This is a genomic window from Streptomyces sp. CA-251387 (assembly GCF_050936625.1).
Classification (GTDB): Bacteria; Actinomycetota; Actinomycetes; order Streptomycetales; family Streptomycetaceae; genus Streptomyces.
The window spans coordinates 3,899,456-3,916,064 of sequence record NZ_JBNJMJ010000001.1 but is presented as its reverse complement, the minus strand read 5'-3'; the positions used below and the strand labels follow the sequence as shown (position 1 = coordinate 3,916,064).

At 71.7% G+C, this 16,609-nt stretch carries 17 protein-coding genes; 4 read left to right on the top strand and 13 right to left on the bottom strand.

Annotated features, from left to right (window positions below):
* Window positions 1-2: 2 nt before the first annotated feature.
* The 3 genes from ACQEV2_RS17315 to ACQEV2_RS17305 form a co-directional block, all read right to left on the bottom strand.
* Complete coding sequence (locus ACQEV2_RS17315) at window positions 3-785, bottom strand: hypothetical protein (protein WP_433054521.1); 783 nt, start codon at window positions 783-785, stop codon at window positions 3-5.
* A gap of 308 nt (window positions 786-1,093) precedes the next feature.
* Window positions 1,094-2,314, bottom strand: a complete 1,221-nt coding sequence (locus tag ACQEV2_RS17310; RefSeq protein WP_433041620.1) for an acetyl-CoA C-acetyltransferase — start codon at window positions 2,312-2,314, stop codon at window positions 1,094-1,096.
* A gap of 177 nt (window positions 2,315-2,491) precedes the next feature.
* Window positions 2,492-3,517 (bottom strand): SGNH/GDSL hydrolase family protein, encoded by a 1,026-nt coding sequence (locus ACQEV2_RS17305; protein WP_433041617.1) that lies wholly within the window; start codon window positions 3,515-3,517, stop codon window positions 2,492-2,494.
* 158 nt (window positions 3,518-3,675) lie between these two features.
* On the opposite strand from ACQEV2_RS17305, the gene ACQEV2_RS17300 reads away from it, so the two are divergent.
* The gene (locus tag ACQEV2_RS17300) at window positions 3,676-5,064 is read left to right on the top strand and encodes a cystathionine beta-synthase (protein ID WP_433041614.1); all 1,389 of its coding nucleotides are present in this window, start codon (window positions 3,676-3,678) and stop codon (window positions 5,062-5,064) included.
* Window positions 5,065-5,581: 517 nt separating this feature from the next.
* Here the strand turns inward: ACQEV2_RS17300 and ACQEV2_RS17295 are convergent.
* The 5 genes from ACQEV2_RS17295 to ACQEV2_RS17275 all read right to left on the bottom strand — a co-directional run bounded on the left by ACQEV2_RS17295 (window position 5,582) and on the right by ACQEV2_RS17275 (window position 9,396).
* Entirely contained in the window at window positions 5,582-6,022 is a 441-nt protein-coding gene (locus tag ACQEV2_RS17295; RefSeq protein ID WP_433041611.1) for a hypothetical protein, read from the bottom strand.
* Between the two features lie 82 nt (window positions 6,023-6,104).
* Window positions 6,105-7,037, bottom strand: a complete 933-nt coding sequence (locus ACQEV2_RS17290) for an ABC transporter substrate-binding protein (RefSeq protein ID WP_433041608.1) — start codon at window positions 7,035-7,037, stop codon at window positions 6,105-6,107.
* A gap of 22 nt (window positions 7,038-7,059) precedes the next feature.
* Complete coding sequence (locus ACQEV2_RS17285) at window positions 7,060-7,722, bottom strand: ABC transporter permease (protein WP_433041605.1); 663 nt, start codon at window positions 7,720-7,722, stop codon at window positions 7,060-7,062.
* A gap of 1 nt (window position 7,723) precedes the next feature.
* Entirely contained in the window at window positions 7,724-8,365 is a 642-nt protein-coding gene (locus ACQEV2_RS17280; protein WP_433041602.1) for an ABC transporter permease, read from the bottom strand.
* Window positions 8,362-9,396 (bottom strand): ABC transporter ATP-binding protein, encoded by a 1,035-nt coding sequence (locus tag ACQEV2_RS17275; protein WP_433041599.1) that lies wholly within the window; start codon window positions 9,394-9,396, stop codon window positions 8,362-8,364. Before ACQEV2_RS17275 ends, ACQEV2_RS17280 begins: the two co-directional genes overlap by 4 nt.
* A gap of 141 nt (window positions 9,397-9,537) precedes the next feature.
* Here ACQEV2_RS17275 and ACQEV2_RS17270 point away from each other — a divergent pair, with 141 nt between their 5' ends.
* The 3 genes from ACQEV2_RS17270 to ACQEV2_RS17260 all read left to right on the top strand — a co-directional run bounded on the left by ACQEV2_RS17270 (window position 9,538) and on the right by ACQEV2_RS17260 (window position 12,627).
* Window positions 9,538-11,055 (top strand): aromatic amino acid ammonia-lyase, encoded by a 1,518-nt coding sequence (locus tag ACQEV2_RS17270; RefSeq protein ID WP_433041596.1) that lies wholly within the window; start codon window positions 9,538-9,540, stop codon window positions 11,053-11,055.
* Complete coding sequence (locus tag ACQEV2_RS17265; protein WP_433041593.1) at window positions 11,052-11,927, top strand: MurR/RpiR family transcriptional regulator; 876 nt, start codon at window positions 11,052-11,054, stop codon at window positions 11,925-11,927. The genes ACQEV2_RS17270 and ACQEV2_RS17265 overlap by 4 nt, the downstream gene beginning before the upstream one ends.
* Window positions 11,928-12,072: 145 nt before the next feature.
* A complete protein-coding gene (locus ACQEV2_RS17260) occupies window positions 12,073-12,627 on the top strand; it encodes a hypothetical protein (RefSeq protein ID WP_433041590.1) in 555 nt (184 codons plus the stop codon).
* A gap of 21 nt (window positions 12,628-12,648) precedes the next feature.
* Here ACQEV2_RS17260 and ACQEV2_RS17255 read toward each other — a convergent pair whose 3' ends face one another.
* The 5 genes from ACQEV2_RS17255 to ACQEV2_RS17235 all read right to left on the bottom strand — a co-directional run bounded on the left by ACQEV2_RS17255 (window position 12,649) and on the right by ACQEV2_RS17235 (window position 16,469).
* Window positions 12,649-13,023: a hypothetical protein gene (locus ACQEV2_RS17255; protein ID WP_433041587.1), complete on the bottom strand. Its 375-nt coding sequence runs from the start codon at window positions 13,021-13,023 to the stop codon at window positions 12,649-12,651.
* Window positions 13,024-13,038: 15 nt separating this feature from the next.
* The gene (locus ACQEV2_RS17250; protein ID WP_433041584.1) at window positions 13,039-13,593 is read right to left on the bottom strand and encodes a roadblock/LC7 domain-containing protein; all 555 of its coding nucleotides are present in this window, start codon (window positions 13,591-13,593) and stop codon (window positions 13,039-13,041) included.
* A gap of 115 nt (window positions 13,594-13,708) precedes the next feature.
* On the bottom strand, window positions 13,709-14,506 hold the full coding sequence (locus tag ACQEV2_RS17245; RefSeq protein ID WP_433041582.1) for a transcriptional regulator: 798 nt from the start codon (window positions 14,504-14,506) through the stop codon (window positions 13,709-13,711).
* On the bottom strand, window positions 14,503-14,895 hold the full coding sequence (locus ACQEV2_RS17240) for a hypothetical protein (RefSeq protein WP_433041580.1): 393 nt from the start codon (window positions 14,893-14,895) through the stop codon (window positions 14,503-14,505). The genes ACQEV2_RS17245 and ACQEV2_RS17240 overlap by 4 nt, the downstream gene beginning before the upstream one ends.
* Window positions 14,896-15,077: 182 nt before the next feature.
* A complete protein-coding gene (locus ACQEV2_RS17235; RefSeq protein ID WP_433041578.1) occupies window positions 15,078-16,469 on the bottom strand; it encodes a diaminopimelate decarboxylase in 1,392 nt (463 codons plus the stop codon).
* Between the last annotated feature and the right edge of the window lie 140 nt (window positions 16,470-16,609).

The following is a 16,609-nucleotide window of genomic DNA, read 5'->3' as shown; positions in this document are numbered from 1 at the left end:
TCCTAGAGGGACGCTATGACCCGGTCGGCCAGGATGTAGACGCTCTCCTCGCCGCACGCGAACGTCAGGGTGTACGCACCCGACACTCCCGAACCACCCAGCAGTACCGGCGTCTCGCCCGCGCGCAGGGCCGCCGCCAGACGCTCCGCCGTCTCCCGGTGGCCCGGAGTCATGCACAGGGTCGTGCCGTCGGCGAAGACGTAGACGTCGAGGGTGCCAAGGGGGCCGGGGCGGACGTCGGTCAGTTCGGTGGCGGAGGCGGCCAGTTCCTCAAGGGTGGCCACCGTGCGCTCGTGATCGTTCACGGCCGGTGAGGAGACCGGCACGAAGTCCGGATGGGAGGGGTGACGGCGGCGGGCCGCGGCGAGCTCGGGGGACTCCCCGGCGAACTCGTCCGTGTCCGCGGTCGGCTCGGTCACCGGCTCCAAGTGCTCCAGGCCCGCGAAATCGGCCTGGCGGGGCAGGAACAACTCGCTGTCGGACAGACCCAGCAGGGTGGGCGCGTCGGAGGCGTCACGGGCCTCCTGGGCCGCCCAGAAGGCGCGCGCCTCGGCCAGCTCCCGCTCGCGTTCCTCGGCGAGCGCCTCGGCCACCGCTGCGCGTATCTCATCGGCGTCGGCGGAGTGGCGGGCCGGCGGGACGAGACCGCGGGCCGCGGCCGCGTTGCTCTGTGCCAGCTCGGTGTGCAGGGCCGCGACCTGTCGACGCAGCACCATGAGGGTGCGCAGGACGGCGACGCCCACGGCGCCGGTGGCTGCCGTGGTGAGCAGCAAGGCGATCGGCATGGCGCTCACTGACGTACTCCCGGTTCAAAGTCGACCCCCGACTTCCTACATCAGCTTGAAGGGCGGACTATCCAGCTGTCAGTGCGTAACGTCACGAAACGGACAGGTCTTTGGGCCTGGGGTTTGGTGGTGCAACGGCTCTGAGCTGCGCAAATCCCTCCGCGGAGGGAGATAGGTCACATCCTGGGGGAGATTGGATCACAAATCGGCCCAGAACCTTGGAGTTTCCCGGGTTCTGGGCCGAAGGCTCACGCAGGGTCGTGAGTTGACTACTCGAGGGAACCGCTCGGGGCTTCAGCTCAGGAGCTTCAGCTCAGGCGCTCGATGACCATCGCCATGCCCTGGCCGCCGCCGACGCACATCGTCTCCAGACCGAACTGCTTGTCGTGGAACTGGAGGGAGTTGATGAGCGTGCCGGTGATGCGGGCGCCGGTCATGCCGAAGGGGTGGCCGACGGCGATGGCGCCGCCGTTGACGTTCAGCTTGTCGATGTCGATGCCCAGGTCGCGGTAGGAGGGGATCACCTGCGCGGCGAACGCCTCGTTGATCTCGACCAGGTCGATGTCGTCGATGGTCAGGCCGGCGCGGCGCAGGGCCTGCTGGGACGCCTCGACCGGGCCGAGGCCCATGATCTCGGGGGAGAGGCCGGAGACACCGGTCGACACGATGCGGGCGAGCGGGGTGAGGCCGAGCTCGCGGGCCTTGGTGTCGGACATGATGACGACCGCGGCGGCGCCGTCGTTGAGGGGGCAGCAGTTGCCGGCGGTGACGAGGCCGTCGGGGCGGAAGACCGGCTTCAGGCCCTGGACGCCCTCCAGGGTGACGCCGGCGCGCGGGCCGTCGTCCTTGCTGACCACCGTGCCGTCGGGGAGGGTCACCGGGGTGATCTCCCGCTCCCAGAAGCCGTTCTTGATGGCTTCCTCGGCGAGGTTCTGGGAGCGGACGCCGAACTCGTCCATGTCCTGGCGGGTGATGCCCTTCCAGCGGGCGAGGTTCTCGGCGGTCTGGCCCATCGCGATGTAGGCGTCCGGGAGCAGGCCGTCCTCGCGCGGGTCGTGCCAGGTGGTGCCCTCCTGCTCGGCCACGGCGGCCGTGCGGGCCTCGGCCTCGGCGAAGAGGGGGTTGTGCGTGTCGGGGAGGCTGTCGGAGTTGCCCTTGGTGAAGCGGGAGACCATCTCCACGCCGGCCGAGATGAAGACGTCGCCCTCGCCGGCCTTGATGGCGTGCAGGGCCATGCGGCTGGTCTGCAGGGACGAGGAGCAGTAGCGGGTGATCGTGCAGCCGGGGAGGTGGTCCATCCCCATCTGTACGGCGACGATACGGCCGAGGTTGTTGCCCTGCTCGCCGCCGGGGAGGCCGCAGCCGAGCATCAGGTCGTCGATGTCGCGCGGGTCCAGCTCGGGGACCTTGGCGAGGGCCGCCTGGATGATCGTGGCGGTGAGGTCGTCGGGGCGCAGGTCTTTGAGGGAGCCCTTGAAGGCGCGGCCGATGGGGGAGCGGGCGGTCGAGACGATCACGGCTTCGGGCATCACGGCTCCATTGGCGTACGGGGATTTTCAGCAGGGCTGTGGGGGAAGTTACCCGCACGTACGGGCCAGGTCACGGTTGTTGGTGTGTGACCCTGGCCGCAATTTTCTAAGCGCTTGCTTTTCTCGCCCCCGCCGCCCCTACCCGTCCCGTCCTGCAGGGCACTGGCTTCGGTCACCTCATGGTGACGGCGTCACCGGTGCCCGGTCCGGCTCGGGGACCCTGCGGCGGCGGCGCCTCTTCAGCAGTGCCCACGGTCCCTTCGGGCCCGTCGGCATGGCGGCCGTGACCTCCGTGCCCGCCTCCGACGCCGCCTCGGCCGCCGCACGGGCCACCGGCAGGAAGCCCTCGCGGCGGGTGACGTCGGGGCGCTCCTCGTCCGCCGGCCACAGGCCGAGGGCCGCGCAGACCGTCGGGAGCACCGCCATCGCCGCCGTGGCGTACCCCTCCGCCGAGGGGTGGTAGTTGTCGGGGCCGAAGAGCTCACGCGGGTTCGCCGCGAACTCCGGGCCCAGCAGGTCGCCCAGCGACACCGTGCGGCCGCCCTGTTCGACGACGCCGATCGTCTGGGCGGCCGCCAACTGGCGTGAGGCCCGTCGGGCCAGCCAGCGCAGGGGCTGCTGGACGGGCTCGATCGTGCCGAGGTCGGGGCAGGTGCCGACCACCACTTCCGCGCCGGCCGTGCGCAGGCGCCGTACCGCAGCGGACAGATGACGGACCGAGCGCGTCGGCGGCATGCGGTTCGTGACGTCGTTCGCGCCGATCATGATCACGCAGACGTCGGGCACGAGGGCCGGATCGGCGAGCACCAGGGCCACCTGGCGGTCCAGGTCGTCCGAGCGGGCGCCCGGCAGGGCCACGTTGCGGAGCACCACCGGACGCTCCGCCACCGCCGCCAGCCCCGACGCCAGCAACGCGCCCGGCGTCTGCCCCGCTCGGCGCACGCCCTGCCCCGCTGCCGTGGAGTCACCCAGCAGCGTCAGGCGCAACGGCGCTTCACCGGGGGTGTCGTAGGTGTGGCCGTACCGGCCGTCCGCGTTCGGGACGTGGTTGTCCGTGCCGTTGCCCACGTGGCGCTTGGCGAGCTGGACCTCGGCCAGGAGCAGACCGACGGCCGCCGCACCGGCCAGACCGATGCCGCCTCCGCCGTACGCGGCGCCCGCCGCGATCCGCCGGGCCACTCGCGCCCTCGACATGCTCGTCATGCGTCGCCGCCACCTCCTCATAGCCGTACATCAACTGCTTGCCCGGCACGGACCGTGTCTCAATCCCAACGGCGAGTGAACGACCTCCACGGGCCCCGTGCAGGCCATAGGCTGGCGGAACACTACGACCACACCTTTTGCAGCATCCGGAGACAACGGTGCATTTCCACGACTCGATGATCAGCCTCGTCGGCAACACCCCGCTGGTGAGGCTCAACAACGTGACCAAGGGCATCCGGGCGACCGTCCTGGCCAAGGTCGAGTACTTCAACCCGGGCGGCTCCGTGAAGGACCGCATCGCCCTGCGCATGATCGAGGCCGCGGAGGAGAGCGGTGCGCTCAAGCCCGGGGGCACCATCGTCGAGCCGACCAGCGGCAACACCGGTGTCGGTCTCGCCATCGTGGCCCAGCAGAAGGGGTACAAGTGCATCTTCGTGTGCCCCGACAAGGTCAGCACCGACAAGATCAATGTGCTGCGGGCCTATGGGGCCGAGGTGGTCGTGTGCCCCACCGCCGTTGATCCCGAGCACCCGGACTCCTACTACAACGTCTCCGACCGGCTGGTGCGCGAGACGCCCGGAGCCTGGAAGCCGGACCAGTACTCCAACCCCAACAACCCGCTTTCCCACTACCACTCGACCGGCCCCGAGCTGTGGGAGCAGACCGAGGGGAAGATCACCCACTTCGTGGCGGGCGTGGGCACGGGCGGCACCATCTCCGGCACCGGCCGCTATCTGAAGGACGTCAGCGACGGCAAGGTGCAGGTCGTCGGCGCCGACCCCGAGGGCTCCGTGTACTCCGGCGGATCCGGCCGGCCGTATCTCGTCGAGGGCGTCGGTGAGGACTTCTGGCCGACCGCCTACGACCGGACCGTCGCCGACGAGATCGTCGCCGTTTCCGACAAGGACTCCTTCCAGATGACCCGGCGCCTGGCCCGTGAGGAGGGCCTGCTCGTGGGCGGCTCCTGCGGTATGGCGGTCGTGGCCGCGCTGCGGGTCGCCGAGCGGCTCGGCGAGGATGACGTCGTGGTCGTACTCCTCCCCGACAGCGGCCGTGGCTACCTCAGCAAGATCTTCAACGACGAGTGGATGGCCGACTACGGCTTCCTGGAGGACGAGGGCCCGAGCGCGCGCGTCGGCGACGTCCTCAACGACAAGGAGGGCGGCTCCATCCCCTCCCTCGTCCACATGCACCCGGACGAGACGGTCGGTCAGGCCATCGAGGTGCTGCGCGAGTACGGCGTCTCGCAGATGCCGATCGTCAAGCCGGGCGCCGGCCACCCGGACGTCATGGCGGCGGAGGTCGTCGGATCCGTCGTCGAACGGGAGCTGCTCGACGCCCTGTTCACCAAGCGGGCCTCGCTCGACGACCCGCTGGAGAAGCACATGTCGGCCCCGCTGCCGCAGGTCGGCTCCGGTGAACCGGTCGGCGACCTGATGTCCGTACTGGGCGCCGCCGACGCCGCGATCGTCCTCGTCGAGGGCAAGCCGACCGGTGTGGTCAGCCGGCAGGACCTGCTGGCCTTCCTCGCCAAGGGCGGGAAGTAGCGGGAAACCTCCGGTGAACTGCCCGTGTACGCGGCGAACTTGCGGTGACCGGGGCCGCTCGCGCCGTCGCGGAACTGGTACGAGCGCGTCACGTCCGCGCAGCACCCGCTTAACACGGATCCGGCACATTAGTGGGTGTCGGCAGGGCGGGAGCGGCTCCCCGCCCCAGCCGGCGCCGAACGGCGCCAAGGACCTCCGGAGCGGCTCCCGGACCTCCATGGACGCCATGGACGCGCAAGCCCGGCCCTGACCCGGCCCGCGTCCCTCGCGGGGACCGCCGTCGTCCCGCCCCCCGGCAACGGGGGTGCGGCGGTCCCCGCGCATAGCTTTTTCCGCAGGGCTACGCGTCGGTCGTAGTCCAACTGGCCGCCAACTCTGGTGCGGCGCCGCCGACGTCACCGATGACGCGTCCCCGCCGAGGTGGCGTACGCGGCGAGCCGGCCCCGGCAGGTGAAGCTGCGGCAGATCATGGCGCTGCCCACGCGGCAGGCCTGAGCGCCGCAGTCGCCGGGGACGCTCAGTCCCCCCAGCGGTCCTCGTCCTTGGCCGACTTGCGGCGCCAGCCCCGGAAGAGGCCGGGGTGGGTGCGGGCGGCCTGGACGACGTTGACGCCGACGATGCCGACCCAGGTGACCAGCAGACCGGAGAGGCCGGCGACGCCGCCGCCGATGCCGGACAGCGGGATCGCCACGACGAGCGTGACGATGCCGAAGCCGAAGCGCTCACCGAAGGAGTCCGTCGGCTTCGGCGACCGTGCGCCCCGGGCCACCACCATCTGCTGCTCGGCCAGCTGCCGCCGCAGCCGGCGCTCGACCGCCCCGTCGATGCGCTGGTCGACCTTCTCCAGGAACGAGTCGACCAGCGCGGACTCGTACTCCTCGCCCAGCTCCCTGCGGGCCTGCAGGGTGGCGTTGAGTTCCTTCTTGAGTTCGGTGTCCCGCGCGTCCATTCCGGTCATGGAACTCACGGTAGGGAGCGGGGGCGACGGCCGCACTGGGGTTAGCCCCCCTGTTGGCGCGGGGGTACGCGGCAGTGCCCTGTCACTTCACCAGCCCGTGCTCCTCGGCGTACGCGTTCGCCACGTCCTCCGGGTCCTTCTTGTCCTTGTCCACCTGCCGGTTCAGCTCGGTCAGCTGGGCGGTGGTCAGGGTGTTGCCCAGTTCGGCGAGGGCCTTGCGGACGGTGGAGTCGGCCTTGCGGTCGGCGATGAGGGGCACGACGTGCTGGCCGGGGATGAGGTTCTTGGGGTCCGACAGCACCACCCAGTCGTTGGCCTGGATGTCCGTGTCCGTGGTGAAGAGGTTGGCCACGTCCACGTCGCCCTTCTTCAGGGCGCCCTTCACCAGCGGGCCGGAGGAGTCCAGCGACTTGAACTCCTTGAACTCCACCCCGTAGACCTCCTTGAGGCCGACCGCGCCCACCTCACGCTTCTTCACCTCGGGCGCCGCGCCGATCACCAGCTTGCCGTTCTGCTTCTTCAGGTCGGCGAGGGAGGCGAGGCCGTACTTCTCGGCCGTCTCGCGGGTGACGACGAAGGCGTCCGAGTCCTCTGCCATGCCGTACGGCAGCACCTGGAGGCCGTTCGGCAGCGCGATGGTGAGGGCGTTCTGCATCTCGCCCTCCTCCGTCGCCGTCGCCTTGGGGGCGACGTAGTGCAGCAGGGCGCCCTGGTACTCGGGGAGCAGGTCGATGTCGCCGCCCTTGAGGGCGGGGATGAGGATCTCTCGGGTGCCGAGGTTGGGGCGGACGGTCACCTTCACGCCGGCCGACTCCAGGACGGCCGCGTACAGGTACCCCAGCACCTGGTTCTCGGTGAAGTTGGCGGTGCCGATGGTGATGCCGCCCTTGCTGGAGCCGCCGCCACCGCTGGTCGTGCCTTGGTTCTCCAGGGAGGTGATGCCGCTCGCGCAGGCGGAGAGGGCGGGGACGGAGGCGGCTGCGAAGAGGCCGCCGAGGAGCGTGCGTCGGTTCATCGGGAGGTTCATCGAAGGGTCCCTAGGCAGTGCGGTGGCGGAAGAGGAAGCGCTGGAGGCCGGACAGGGCCAGGTCCAGGACTACGGCGATCACGGCGACCAGCACCGCGCCGCCGAGCACCTGCACGAGGTCGCGCTGGGCGAGGCCATCGAAGACGTAGCGGCCCAGGCCGCCGAAGGAGACGTACGCGGCGATGGTGGCGGTGGCCACGACCTGGATGAGTGCCAGGCGCAGGCCCGTCATGATCAGGGGCAGGGCCAGCGGGAGCTCCACCTGGAAGAGGACCTGGTGGCCGCGCATGCCCTGGCCGCGCGCCGCGTCCTTCACGTCCGGGTCGACGGCCGTCATCCCGGCGTAGGTGTTGGTGACGATCGCCGGGACGGCGAGGGCGACCAGCGCGACGTAGACCGGGAGCATGGACAGTCCGCCGGCCAGGAAGACGAGCACCACCAGGCCGACGGTCGGCAGGGCGCGGCCGAAGGACGCGAGGTTGATCGCGAGGAAGGCGCCCTTGCCGGTGTGGCCGATCAGCAGGCCGAGGGGGAGGCCGATCGCGGCCGCGATGAGCGTGGCGAGGAGCGAGTACTGGAGGTGTTCGGCCAGGCGGTGGCCGATGCCGTCAGGGCCGGACCACTGCTCGCCGCTGACCAGCCACTCGCCGAGGTTCGTGAAGAGTTCGTACATGTCAGGCTCGCCGCCTCCGCCAGGGGGTGAGTACGTACTGCAGGGCGACCAGCAGGAAGTCCGCGACCACCGCCAGGAGCAGCGTGAGGACCACTCCGACGATCACCGGGGTCGGGAAGTTGCGCTGGAAGCCGTCGGTGAAGAGCTGGCCGAGGCCGCCGTCGCCGATGTAGGTCGCGACCGAGACCAGGGAGATGGACATGACGGTCGCGATCCGGACGCCGGCCATGATCACGGGGAGCGCGAGCGGGAACTCGACGGTGAGCAGCGTGCGCAGGGGGCGCGTGCCCATCGCCTTCGCGGCCTCCTTCACCTTCATGGGGACCGAGTCGAGGCCCTCGACCGTGTTCCGCAGCAGGACGACCAGGGTGTAGACCGTCAGGCCGATGACGGTGGTGGTGCGGGTCAGGCCGGAGACCGGCAGCAGGAGCACGAAGATCGCGATCGATGGGATCGTGAACAGCACGTTCGAGAGGCCGAGCAGGAAACCGCGCAGAGGGCGGATCCGGTGGGCGATCACCGCGAGGGGGAGCGAGATCAGGACGCCGAGGAGGACGGCGGTGAGCGCGGCCTGGAGGTGGGAGAACGTCAGGGCGGTGAGGTCGTCGGTGTGGTCGGCTATCCACGACCAGTCGATGGTCATGCGGCCACCCGGGCCTCGGTGTGGGCCTGGCCAGCGTGGGTGTGGATGTCGTCGCGGGACGAGACGCCGGTGAGAGTGCCTTCCGCGTCGACGCGGGCGACCAGGCCGGTGGGGGAGGCGACGGACTCGTTGAGCGCCGACAGCAGGGAGTCGGTGTCCTTGAGCGGTCGTACGGGGATTTCGGCGTCCTTCGAGGCCCAGCGGAGCGGCCGGTCCGCCTCGTCGAGTACGAGCGTCCAGGCACCGCCCTCGGGCGCCGGGCCCTGCGGGACGTCCGCGAGGGTCTTCAGCGACAGCAGCTTCAGGCCGCGCTCGGCGCCGAGGAAGTCGGCCACGAAGTCGTCGGCGGGGCGGGCGAGCAGCTCGGTGGGGGAGGCGCACTGGACGAGGTGGCCGCCGGTGCGGAAGATCGCGATCTGGTCGCCGAGGCGTACGGCCTCGTCGATGTCGTGTGTGACGAAGACGATGGTCTTGCTCAACTCCTTCTGGAGCCGCAGCAGTTCGTCCTGGAGCTGGGTGCGTACGACGGGGTCGACCGCGCCGAACGGCTCGTCCATCAGCAGCACCGGCGGGTCGGCGGCGAGCGCGCGGGCGACGCCGACGCGCTGCTGCTGGCCGCCGGAGAGCTGGTGCGGGTAGCGCTTGCCGGCATCGGCCGCGAGACCGACGGTCTCCAGGAGTTCCGCCGCGCGGGCGCGGGCCTTGCGGCGGCTCCAGCCGAGCAGCAGCGGCACGGTGGCGATGTTGTCGAGCACCGTGCGGTGCGGGAACAGGCCCGCCTGCTGGATGACGTACCCGATGGAGCGGCGCAGCTCGGCGGCGTCCTGGCGGGTGACGTCCTTACCGCCGACGCGGATGGTGCCGGAGGTCGGTTCCACCATCCGGTTGATCATCCGCAGGGTGGTCGTCTTGCCGCAACCGGAGGATCCGACCAGGACGGTCACGCCGCCCTCCGGCATCTCCAGGGAGAGATCGTGGACTGCTGTCGTGCCGTTGGGGAAGCGCTTGTGGACCGCGTCGAACTGGATCATGAGATGTCCCTTGCCCGGCTGTATAACGTCATGCAGAGTTCTTGGTAGCTGAATAGGTTGTCAACGGGTTGGTGTAAATCCGAAGTAACGGATGACCGAAGCGCAAGATCGGATGTCCGAGTTGAGGGGAGTTTGGGCTTGATGTCGTCTCGGATCGTGGACATGCCCGGTGTTGCGCCCTCCGGGCACACCGGCCTCGTCGTCCTCGACGGGATCGGGCTCGGCGTCGAGGACGTCGTACGCCTCGCCGCCGGGACCGCACGGCCGGTCCCCGCGACCGACGCGATGAAGCGCGCCGAGGAGTCCTGGGACGCCGCCCGCCTCATCGCCGCGACCGGACGCGTCTACGGCCGCTCCACCGGCGTGGGCGCCAATCGGAACGAGGATGTGCCCACCGAGGCCGCCGCCGAGCACGGCCTGCGTCTGCTGCGCAGCCACGCCGGCGCCATCGGCGAGGAGCTGCCCGCCCGGCAGGTTCGGGCCATGCTCGCCGTCCGGGCCAACCAGCTGCTCGCGGGAGGCGCCGGCCTCAGGCCCACCGTCGTCACCGCGCTCTGCGAGGCGCTGGAGAGCGGGGCGTACCCGGTGGTGAACGAGTTCGGCTCGGTCGGCACCGGCGACCTCGCGGCGCTGGCGCAGGCCGGCCTCGCGCTGGCCGGCGAGCACCCCTGGCGCGGCTCCGGGGCCCCCGAGCCGCAGCCGCTCGACAACAACGACGCCCTCGCCTTCATCAGCAGCAACGCCCTCACCCTCGGCCAGGCGGCCCTCGCCCTGCACGAACTGCGCGGGCTCGTCGCCGCCACCCAGGTCGTCGCCGCCCTGTCGCTGCTCGCCGTCGACGGCTCCCACGAGGCGTACGCCGCCCCCGTGCACACCGCCCGCCCGCACCGGGGGAGCGCCGAAGTCGCCCGCCGGATGCGGGAGTTGATCGGCGCCGAGGACCGGCCCACCCCGCCGCTGGGCCGGATCCAGGACCCGTACGGCTTCCGCTGCCTGCCCCAGATCCACGGCCCCGCGCACGACGCGGCCGACGCCCTGGAGGAGGTACTCGCGGTGGAGATCAACGCGGCCGCCGAGAACCCCTTCATCTCCCCCGAGGACATGGCCGCCTACCACCACGGCGGCTTCTACCAGGCCCAACTCGCGCTCGCCCTCGACCACTTCCGGCTGGCGCTGACCCAGGTGGCCCGGCTGTCGACGTCCCGCCTGTCGACCCTCAACGAGCCCGCCTACACCCGCCTGAAGCCCTTCCTCGCCGACCACGAACCGGCCTCGTCCGGCGTGATGATCCTCGAGTACGCCGCCGGTGCCGCCCTCGGTGACCTGCGCGCCTTCTCGGCGCCCGCGTCGCTCGGCCACGCTGTACTCTCCCGGGGCGTGGAGGAGCAGGCCAGCTTCGCCTCGCTCGCCGCCCGGCAGACACTGCGCGCGTGCGGCGCGTACCGTCTCGTCGTCGGCTGTGAACTCGTCGCCGCCGTACGGGCGTTGCGCCTGCGCGACCTCAGGCCCGACCCGGCGCTCCCGGTGGGCCGGGCGCTGGCGTTGGCCGAATCGGTGCTCGACGACGACCTGGCCGACCGGCCGCTCACCGATGATGTGACGGCGGCGGCAGCACTGCTGGACCGGTTCACGGACATCTGGAGGGGGAACGCGGCATGAGCGCGGACAGGAACACCGCGGACAGGAGCACCAGCGGGACGGACAGCCCTGCCGCGCGACTGCAGGCGCTCTTCGAGGGGCACCGGCTCACCCCGACCCAGCGGCGCATCGCGCACAGCATGGTGCGGCGGGCCGCCGACGTGCCGTTCCTGTCCAGCGTGGAGCTGGCCGAACTCGCCGGGGTCAGCCAGCCGTCCGTGACCCGCTTCGCCGTCGCCCTCGGCTTCGACGGCTACCCGGCGCTGCGCAGGCATCTGCGCGAGGTCGCGCCCGTCGAACCGGCCGCGGACGCCGCCTCGTACAACGAGTACCAGCAGGCCGTCGAGGCCGAGATCGAGAACCTGCGGCACCTGGCGGAGGCGCTCGCCGACCCCCGCCCGGTGCAGAAGGCCGGACGCCTGCTCGCGGCCTCCCGCCCGCTCCCCGTGCTCGGCCTGCGCGCCGCGGCCTCCCAGGCGTACGGCTTCGCGTACTTCGCGGCCAAGGTCCACCCGGACGTACGGCTGCTGCACGAGGGCGGCACGATGATCCACGACCGGATCGACGCCGCCGTACGGGCCGGCGCGACGGCCCTGCTCTGCTTCGCGCTGCCCCGGCATCCCCGCGAGGTCGTGGACACCCTGGCGTACGCCAAGGAGGCCGGGCTGACGGTGGTGACGGTGGCGGACTCCGCCTTCGCGCCGGTCGCCAAGGTCTCCGACCTGCTGCTGCCCGCCGCTGTCGGCACGGGCCTCGCCTTCGACACCGCCTGCGCGCCGATGCTGCTGGGCCGGGTCCTGCTGGAGGCGATGTGCGACGACCTGCCGGACGCCCAGGCGCGCCTGGAGGAGTTCGATACGCGGGCGGCGGCGCGGGGGCTTTTCGTGGAGTGATTCCGCGCAGTGGCGGTGCCGAGTGATTTCTTAAGACTCGTCTCACGTTTCTTCACTAACCTGCCCGCCCGACAGGACTGTGCCAAGGACGACGAGGAGGCGGAACGTGGCACGCGGAGATCGCAGAGCTCAAGGTCTGGCTCGGGTGGCCGTCGTTGTACGGGCCGGGGCGGCGCCGCTGGGGTGGCTCGGGGTGTTCGCGGCGGGCATCGGGGTGCTGGTGCCGGGGCTGACCGGGCGCCGGATCGGGGTGCTGGCCGGGGCCGCGTTGTTCATCGTCGCGACGGCCGTGGTGGCGTACGTGCGCCGCAAGCGCTACGACGCCCTCATCCGCTCGGCCGCCCGCGCCGGCAAGCACGATGTGCTCCAGGACCGCGCGGTGGCCGTCCGCACCTGGCGCCGGGGGCACCGCTGGTGGCTGCTGCTGGCGTTCCTCGCCGCGCTGGGCAGCGCGTTCGCCGTGCCGGCGGCGGGCGGGATGCTGCTGGCGGGGTGCGGGACGGGGCTCCGGCTGAAGGCGGCCTGGCTCGGTCGGCGCGAGCGGGCCGAGAACGCCCTGCTGTGGGTGCGGGTGGACTGGCTCGACGCACGGGGTGGCCGGCCGGCGGGCAAGGCGGTGAAGGCCTTCCGCAGTACGGGCATCGCCGCGGGCGACGCGGCCCCGGGCGGGGCCCGCCGCCGCACCGCGGCGCTGGTGTAGGTCAGACCTCGCTGGTGTAGGTCAGACCTCGAGGTCCTCCTCGATCTTCTTCAACTGATGCCGCGCCATCGCCAGGTTGGCCCGCTTGGCGTCGAGGACGAGGTACAGGAAGAGGCCGTTGCCTCCGCGCCCGGTGATCAGCCGGATCAGGTGGTACTGGTCGGTCAGCGTGATCAGGATGTCCTCGATGCCGGCCTTGAGGCCGAGGTGCTCCATCGTGCGCATCTTGGCGCGGACGACGTCGGTGTTGCCGGCGGCGGCGACATTGAGGTCGAAGCTCTTGCTGCCGCCCAGGGTGCCCAGCGCCATTCCGCTGGTGTAGTCGACCAGGGCGACTCCCGTCGCGCCCTCGATCGAGGCGAGGCATTCCTTCAGCGTGGTCTCGGTGTTGGCCATGACGTTGTGTTCCTCTCAACTGTCGGTAGTGGTCCGCGCATTGGTTGTGTTGCGGGCATCGGTGTTAGTCGTGCGTGCGGTGCGCGTGGTCTTCGCTCGGGTGGCCAGGGGTTTGGCGGGGTCCTTGGCGGGGTGCTTGGGGGGCTCCTGCGCGGATCCCTTGGTGGATCCCTTGGCGGGGCTCCTCCTGACGGGTGTGGCCTCCGCGTCGACGAGCTCCCCGATGCGGGCGCCGGCGCGGCGGCCTTCCAGGTGCAGCCGGCCGACGTTGACGCCGTCCTGGGCGAGCAGCGTCAGGACGGCGGTGCGGCCCGCGGCGTACGTCGCCACATAGCCGTCGGCCCCGCGCACGAGCAGTTCGCGGAAGTCGCCCCGGCCGGTGGCGTCCGTCACCCGCACCGCGACGCCGAGAGCGGCGGCGGTGAGCGCGGCGAGGCCGTCCGGTTCGACGCCGGGGGTGTCGTGGGCGAAGACGAGGCCGTCCACGCCGGCCGCGAGCGCGCCGGTCAGCTGGGGCACGCGGGCTCTGAGCCGGCGGAACTCGTCGAGTATCGGGGCCTCGGCCGCCATCAGGTGTCTCCTCTCGGCGCGGGACCGCTGCGGCGGGCGCCACCGCCCGGCCGGCTCGCGGTTCTCGATCGGCCTGTGGTCCTCGATCGGTTTGCGGTCCTCGATCGGTTTGCGGTCAAAGGGCCTCCAGCGCATCCCTGACCCTCTTCAGCAGCGCGATGTAGGGGTCGGCGGCGTCGGCGGCGTCGGGCGGATGGTCGTCGGCGGGCGGCAGCTGCGACGCCACGAGCCCCGCCGCGGCCAGCCGCCGAAGGTGCACCAGCGTGTGGAACGCCGGTCTGCCGAGCTCCCACGCGATGTCCGCGGCCCGCCGCACGCCGTCCACCCGGGCGAGTACGGCGGCCTGCCGGGACGGGACCGCGGGTGCCGCGACCGGATCGGCCCGGATCAGGGGCGCGGCATCCGTCGCCGGGTCGGGCCAGATACGGCGCAGCAGGGCGCGGCGGCGCAGCGTCTCGCGCTCCAGGGCGGCGACCGGCACGGGATGCACCGAGGCGAGCCAGTGCGGGGCGCCGTAGCGGAAGCGGCCGGGCGTGCTGCTGGGGGCGAGGGCGAAGTACGCCGCGTCGTACAAGGCGCTCACCTGCGCCAGCTCCAGCGCGCCCGGGGTGAGGCCCCGGAGCAGGAGCCGGCCCTCGTCGGCGCTGTCCTCGGCGTCCCGCCAGGTCTCGGCGTCGAGTGCGCCGTGGGCCGTGAGGAGTACGCCGAGGCCGGGGGCGAGCGGGCTCTCGGCGTGCACCACCCGGCCCTCGACGAGGTGGAGCGTGCCGTGCTCGCGGACGAGGACGCCGGTGGCCCGCTCGTCCGCGAGCCTGGACAGCATCGGCGAGACGCCGCCCCGGGCCCGCTCGCCGGCCGCCGCCCGGTTCCGGACCGGCAGCCGGGGCGGTGGCGTGGTTCCGACGACGGTCATGCCAGCACCAGCCGTTCGGCCATCTCGCCGAGCCGGATACGGGCCAGCGCGAGGTTGCCGTCCGTGCGGGCCAGCCACAGGTACAGCACCACGCTGCTGTCGAAGGTCGTCGGCACGAACCGCAGCACGTGGTAGCTGTCCCGGTTGCTCAGGATCACGTCCTCGACGGGCGGATCCGCCGCGCCGGCGTCGTCGTCGGGCCCGAACGCGTGCTGCTCGGCGGCCAGCCGCGCCAGCTCCGCCGCCTCGGCGGCCGCCGCCTCGTGGTCACCGCCCGGAGGGTCGCCCACGGTGCCCAGGGCCAGCCCGCTCGTCCAGTCGACCAGCGCGGCGCCCCGCGCACCGGGCAACCGCATCGTCTCCAGCAAGCACTCGTCGATTCCGGGCACCGTCGCTCCCCTCCCGCCTGGGGTTCGCCTGAGTGACGTAGAAACTACGCAACGTGTGTGCGGCGAGTGAGCGTTCGGGCATTTTCCCGTGGAACATGCCGCGGAGTGACTAGGGTGGGTCAACTGGGCGCATTTTCAGGGGGCTTGATCGCGCTTGGGGCCCCGATCCTCGTCGGCCTGCGTCAACGGCGCTGTGGCGCGGGCAGGGTGGTGAGCGAGGTGGTGTGCGCCCCTCCCGATTCGGCCACGATCTCGTCGAGCGACTGCGCCTCGCGCACGGTCGCGAAGGCGATGCCCCCGCTGGCGTCCGGAGCGAAGCCATGGATGCCGGGCCGGGCAAGGGAGTTGTAGGCGTAGTGATGGGCGAAGTAGTACGCCCCCGTGTCCAGCGCCGCCGCGAAGTCCCCCTGCTCCAGCAGCGGCAGCGCACACCCCTCGGCCAGCAGGTCGCCCGAGAAGCAGGCCGGCCCCGCCACGTCCTGCACCACGGCCGGACCCTCCTTCGGGCGTCCCTTGCCGTCGTACGCGGCGATCCTCAGCGGCCAGCTCCCCGGCGCGTACACCGTGCGTGTGGCGACCTGCACGCCCGCGTGCGTGACCGCCACCGGGCGCCCGCCCGCACTCTTGGCGTACTCGACCCGCGCCACCACCGTGCCGTGCTTGGCCAGCAGTGACCGTCCGAACTCCGTGACCAGCCCGTACCGCCCGTCGAACAGCCCCGGCACCGCCTCGCTCAGCAGCCGCGCGTACTGCGCGTACGTCGGCGTGGTCGCATCCGACGCGAAGTTCACCGGCAGCCCGCCGCCTATGTCCAGCGTGTCGATCTGCCGCCGCCCGATCCGCCCGTTGATCTCCTCGGCGAGGGCATACGCCTCCGCGACCCCCTGGGCCATCAGCGACAGCGGAATGCCCTGCGAACCGGTGTGCGCGTGCAGCCGGGTCAGCCAGGGCCGGTCCTGATACGCCCGTACGACCCACTCGCGCGCCCCCTCGTCGCGCAGCGCCACCCCGAACTTCGACGTCGCCGTGGCCGTGGACGTCGCCTCGATCGAACCCCCGCCGACCTGCGGGTTCACCCGTATGCCGAGCGGGGAGCGGCTGGCGGCGGACCTCATCATGCCGTCGATGCGGTCCAGCTCCTGCGGGTTGTCGACGTTGACGGCGATGCCCAGCGCCAGCGCCTCCCGGAGCTCGGCCGGCGTCTTGGCGGGCGAGTCCAGCACCGTCATCTCCGGGTGCAGCCCGGCCGCCCGCGCCAGCGCCAGCTCACCGGGGCTGGCCACCTCCGCGCCGATGCCCTCCTCGCGCAGCAGCCGCAGCACCGGCACCAGCGGGGTCGCCTTCACGGCGAAGGCGTGCAGCACGGGCGTGCCCGGAGCCACCACCGCGTCGAAGGCCGCCCGCAGCGCCGCCGCCGACTCCCGGATGCCGGTGACGTCCAGCAGGCCGACGATCGGGGTGCCGGGCCCGAGCAGCCCCTGCTCCACGGCGGCCCGCACCGCCTCGTCCCGCCGGGCGGCCCGGTCGGCGTCCCACGCCGGAATCCCGGCCCCGCTGCCCACTCGGTTGCTCATCGGTTGGCTCACCACATCCCCCGTCGTGTCGTCGCACGAGCCCATGCATCCAGCCAAACACCCGGAACGCGCCGACGCTGGCGCACGGATGTATTGACTAGTTCTATTCAGACGGTCAGGATGTGAATATCCACCTCAAC

Excerpts from the sequence above, each read along its gene's own strand:
- ACQEV2_RS17245 (WP_433041582.1), bottom strand. The coding sequence starts at position 14,506 with ATGACCGTCGTCGGAACCACGCCACCGCCCCGGCTGCCGGTCCGGAAC.
- ACQEV2_RS17280 (WP_433041602.1), bottom strand. The coding sequence starts at position 8,365 with ATGACCATCGACTGGTCGTGGATAGCCGACCACACCGACGACCTCACC.
- ACQEV2_RS17315 (WP_433054521.1), bottom strand. The coding sequence starts at position 785 with ATGCCGATCGCCTTGCTGCTCACCACGGCAGCCACCGGCGCCGTGGGC.
- ACQEV2_RS17275 (WP_433041599.1), bottom strand. The coding sequence starts at position 9,396 with ATGATCCAGTTCGACGCGGTCCACAAGCGCTTCCCCAACGGCACGACA.
- ACQEV2_RS17270 (WP_433041596.1), top strand. The coding sequence starts at position 9,538 with ATGTCGTCTCGGATCGTGGACATGCCCGGTGTTGCGCCCTCCGGGCAC.
- ACQEV2_RS17305 (WP_433041617.1), bottom strand. The coding sequence starts at position 3,517 with ATGACGAGCATGTCGAGGGCGCGAGTGGCCCGGCGGATCGCGGCGGGC.
- ACQEV2_RS17285 (WP_433041605.1), bottom strand. The coding sequence starts at position 7,722 with ATGTACGAACTCTTCACGAACCTCGGCGAGTGGCTGGTCAGCGGCGAG.
- ACQEV2_RS17310 (WP_433041620.1), bottom strand. The coding sequence starts at position 2,314 with ATGCCCGAAGCCGTGATCGTCTCGACCGCCCGCTCCCCCATCGGCCGC.
- ACQEV2_RS17295 (WP_433041611.1), bottom strand. The coding sequence starts at position 6,022 with ATGACCGGAATGGACGCGCGGGACACCGAACTCAAGAAGGAACTCAAC.
- ACQEV2_RS17265 (WP_433041593.1), top strand. The coding sequence starts at position 11,052 with ATGAGCGCGGACAGGAACACCGCGGACAGGAGCACCAGCGGGACGGAC.
- ACQEV2_RS17250 (WP_433041584.1), bottom strand. The coding sequence starts at position 13,593 with ATGGCGGCCGAGGCCCCGATACTCGACGAGTTCCGCCGGCTCAGAGCC.
- ACQEV2_RS17255 (WP_433041587.1), bottom strand. The coding sequence starts at position 13,023 with ATGGCCAACACCGAGACCACGCTGAAGGAATGCCTCGCCTCGATCGAG.
- ACQEV2_RS17235 (WP_433041578.1), bottom strand. The coding sequence starts at position 16,469 with ATGAGCAACCGAGTGGGCAGCGGGGCCGGGATTCCGGCGTGGGACGCC.
- ACQEV2_RS17290 (WP_433041608.1), bottom strand. The coding sequence starts at position 7,037 with ATGAACCGACGCACGCTCCTCGGCGGCCTCTTCGCAGCCGCCTCCGTC.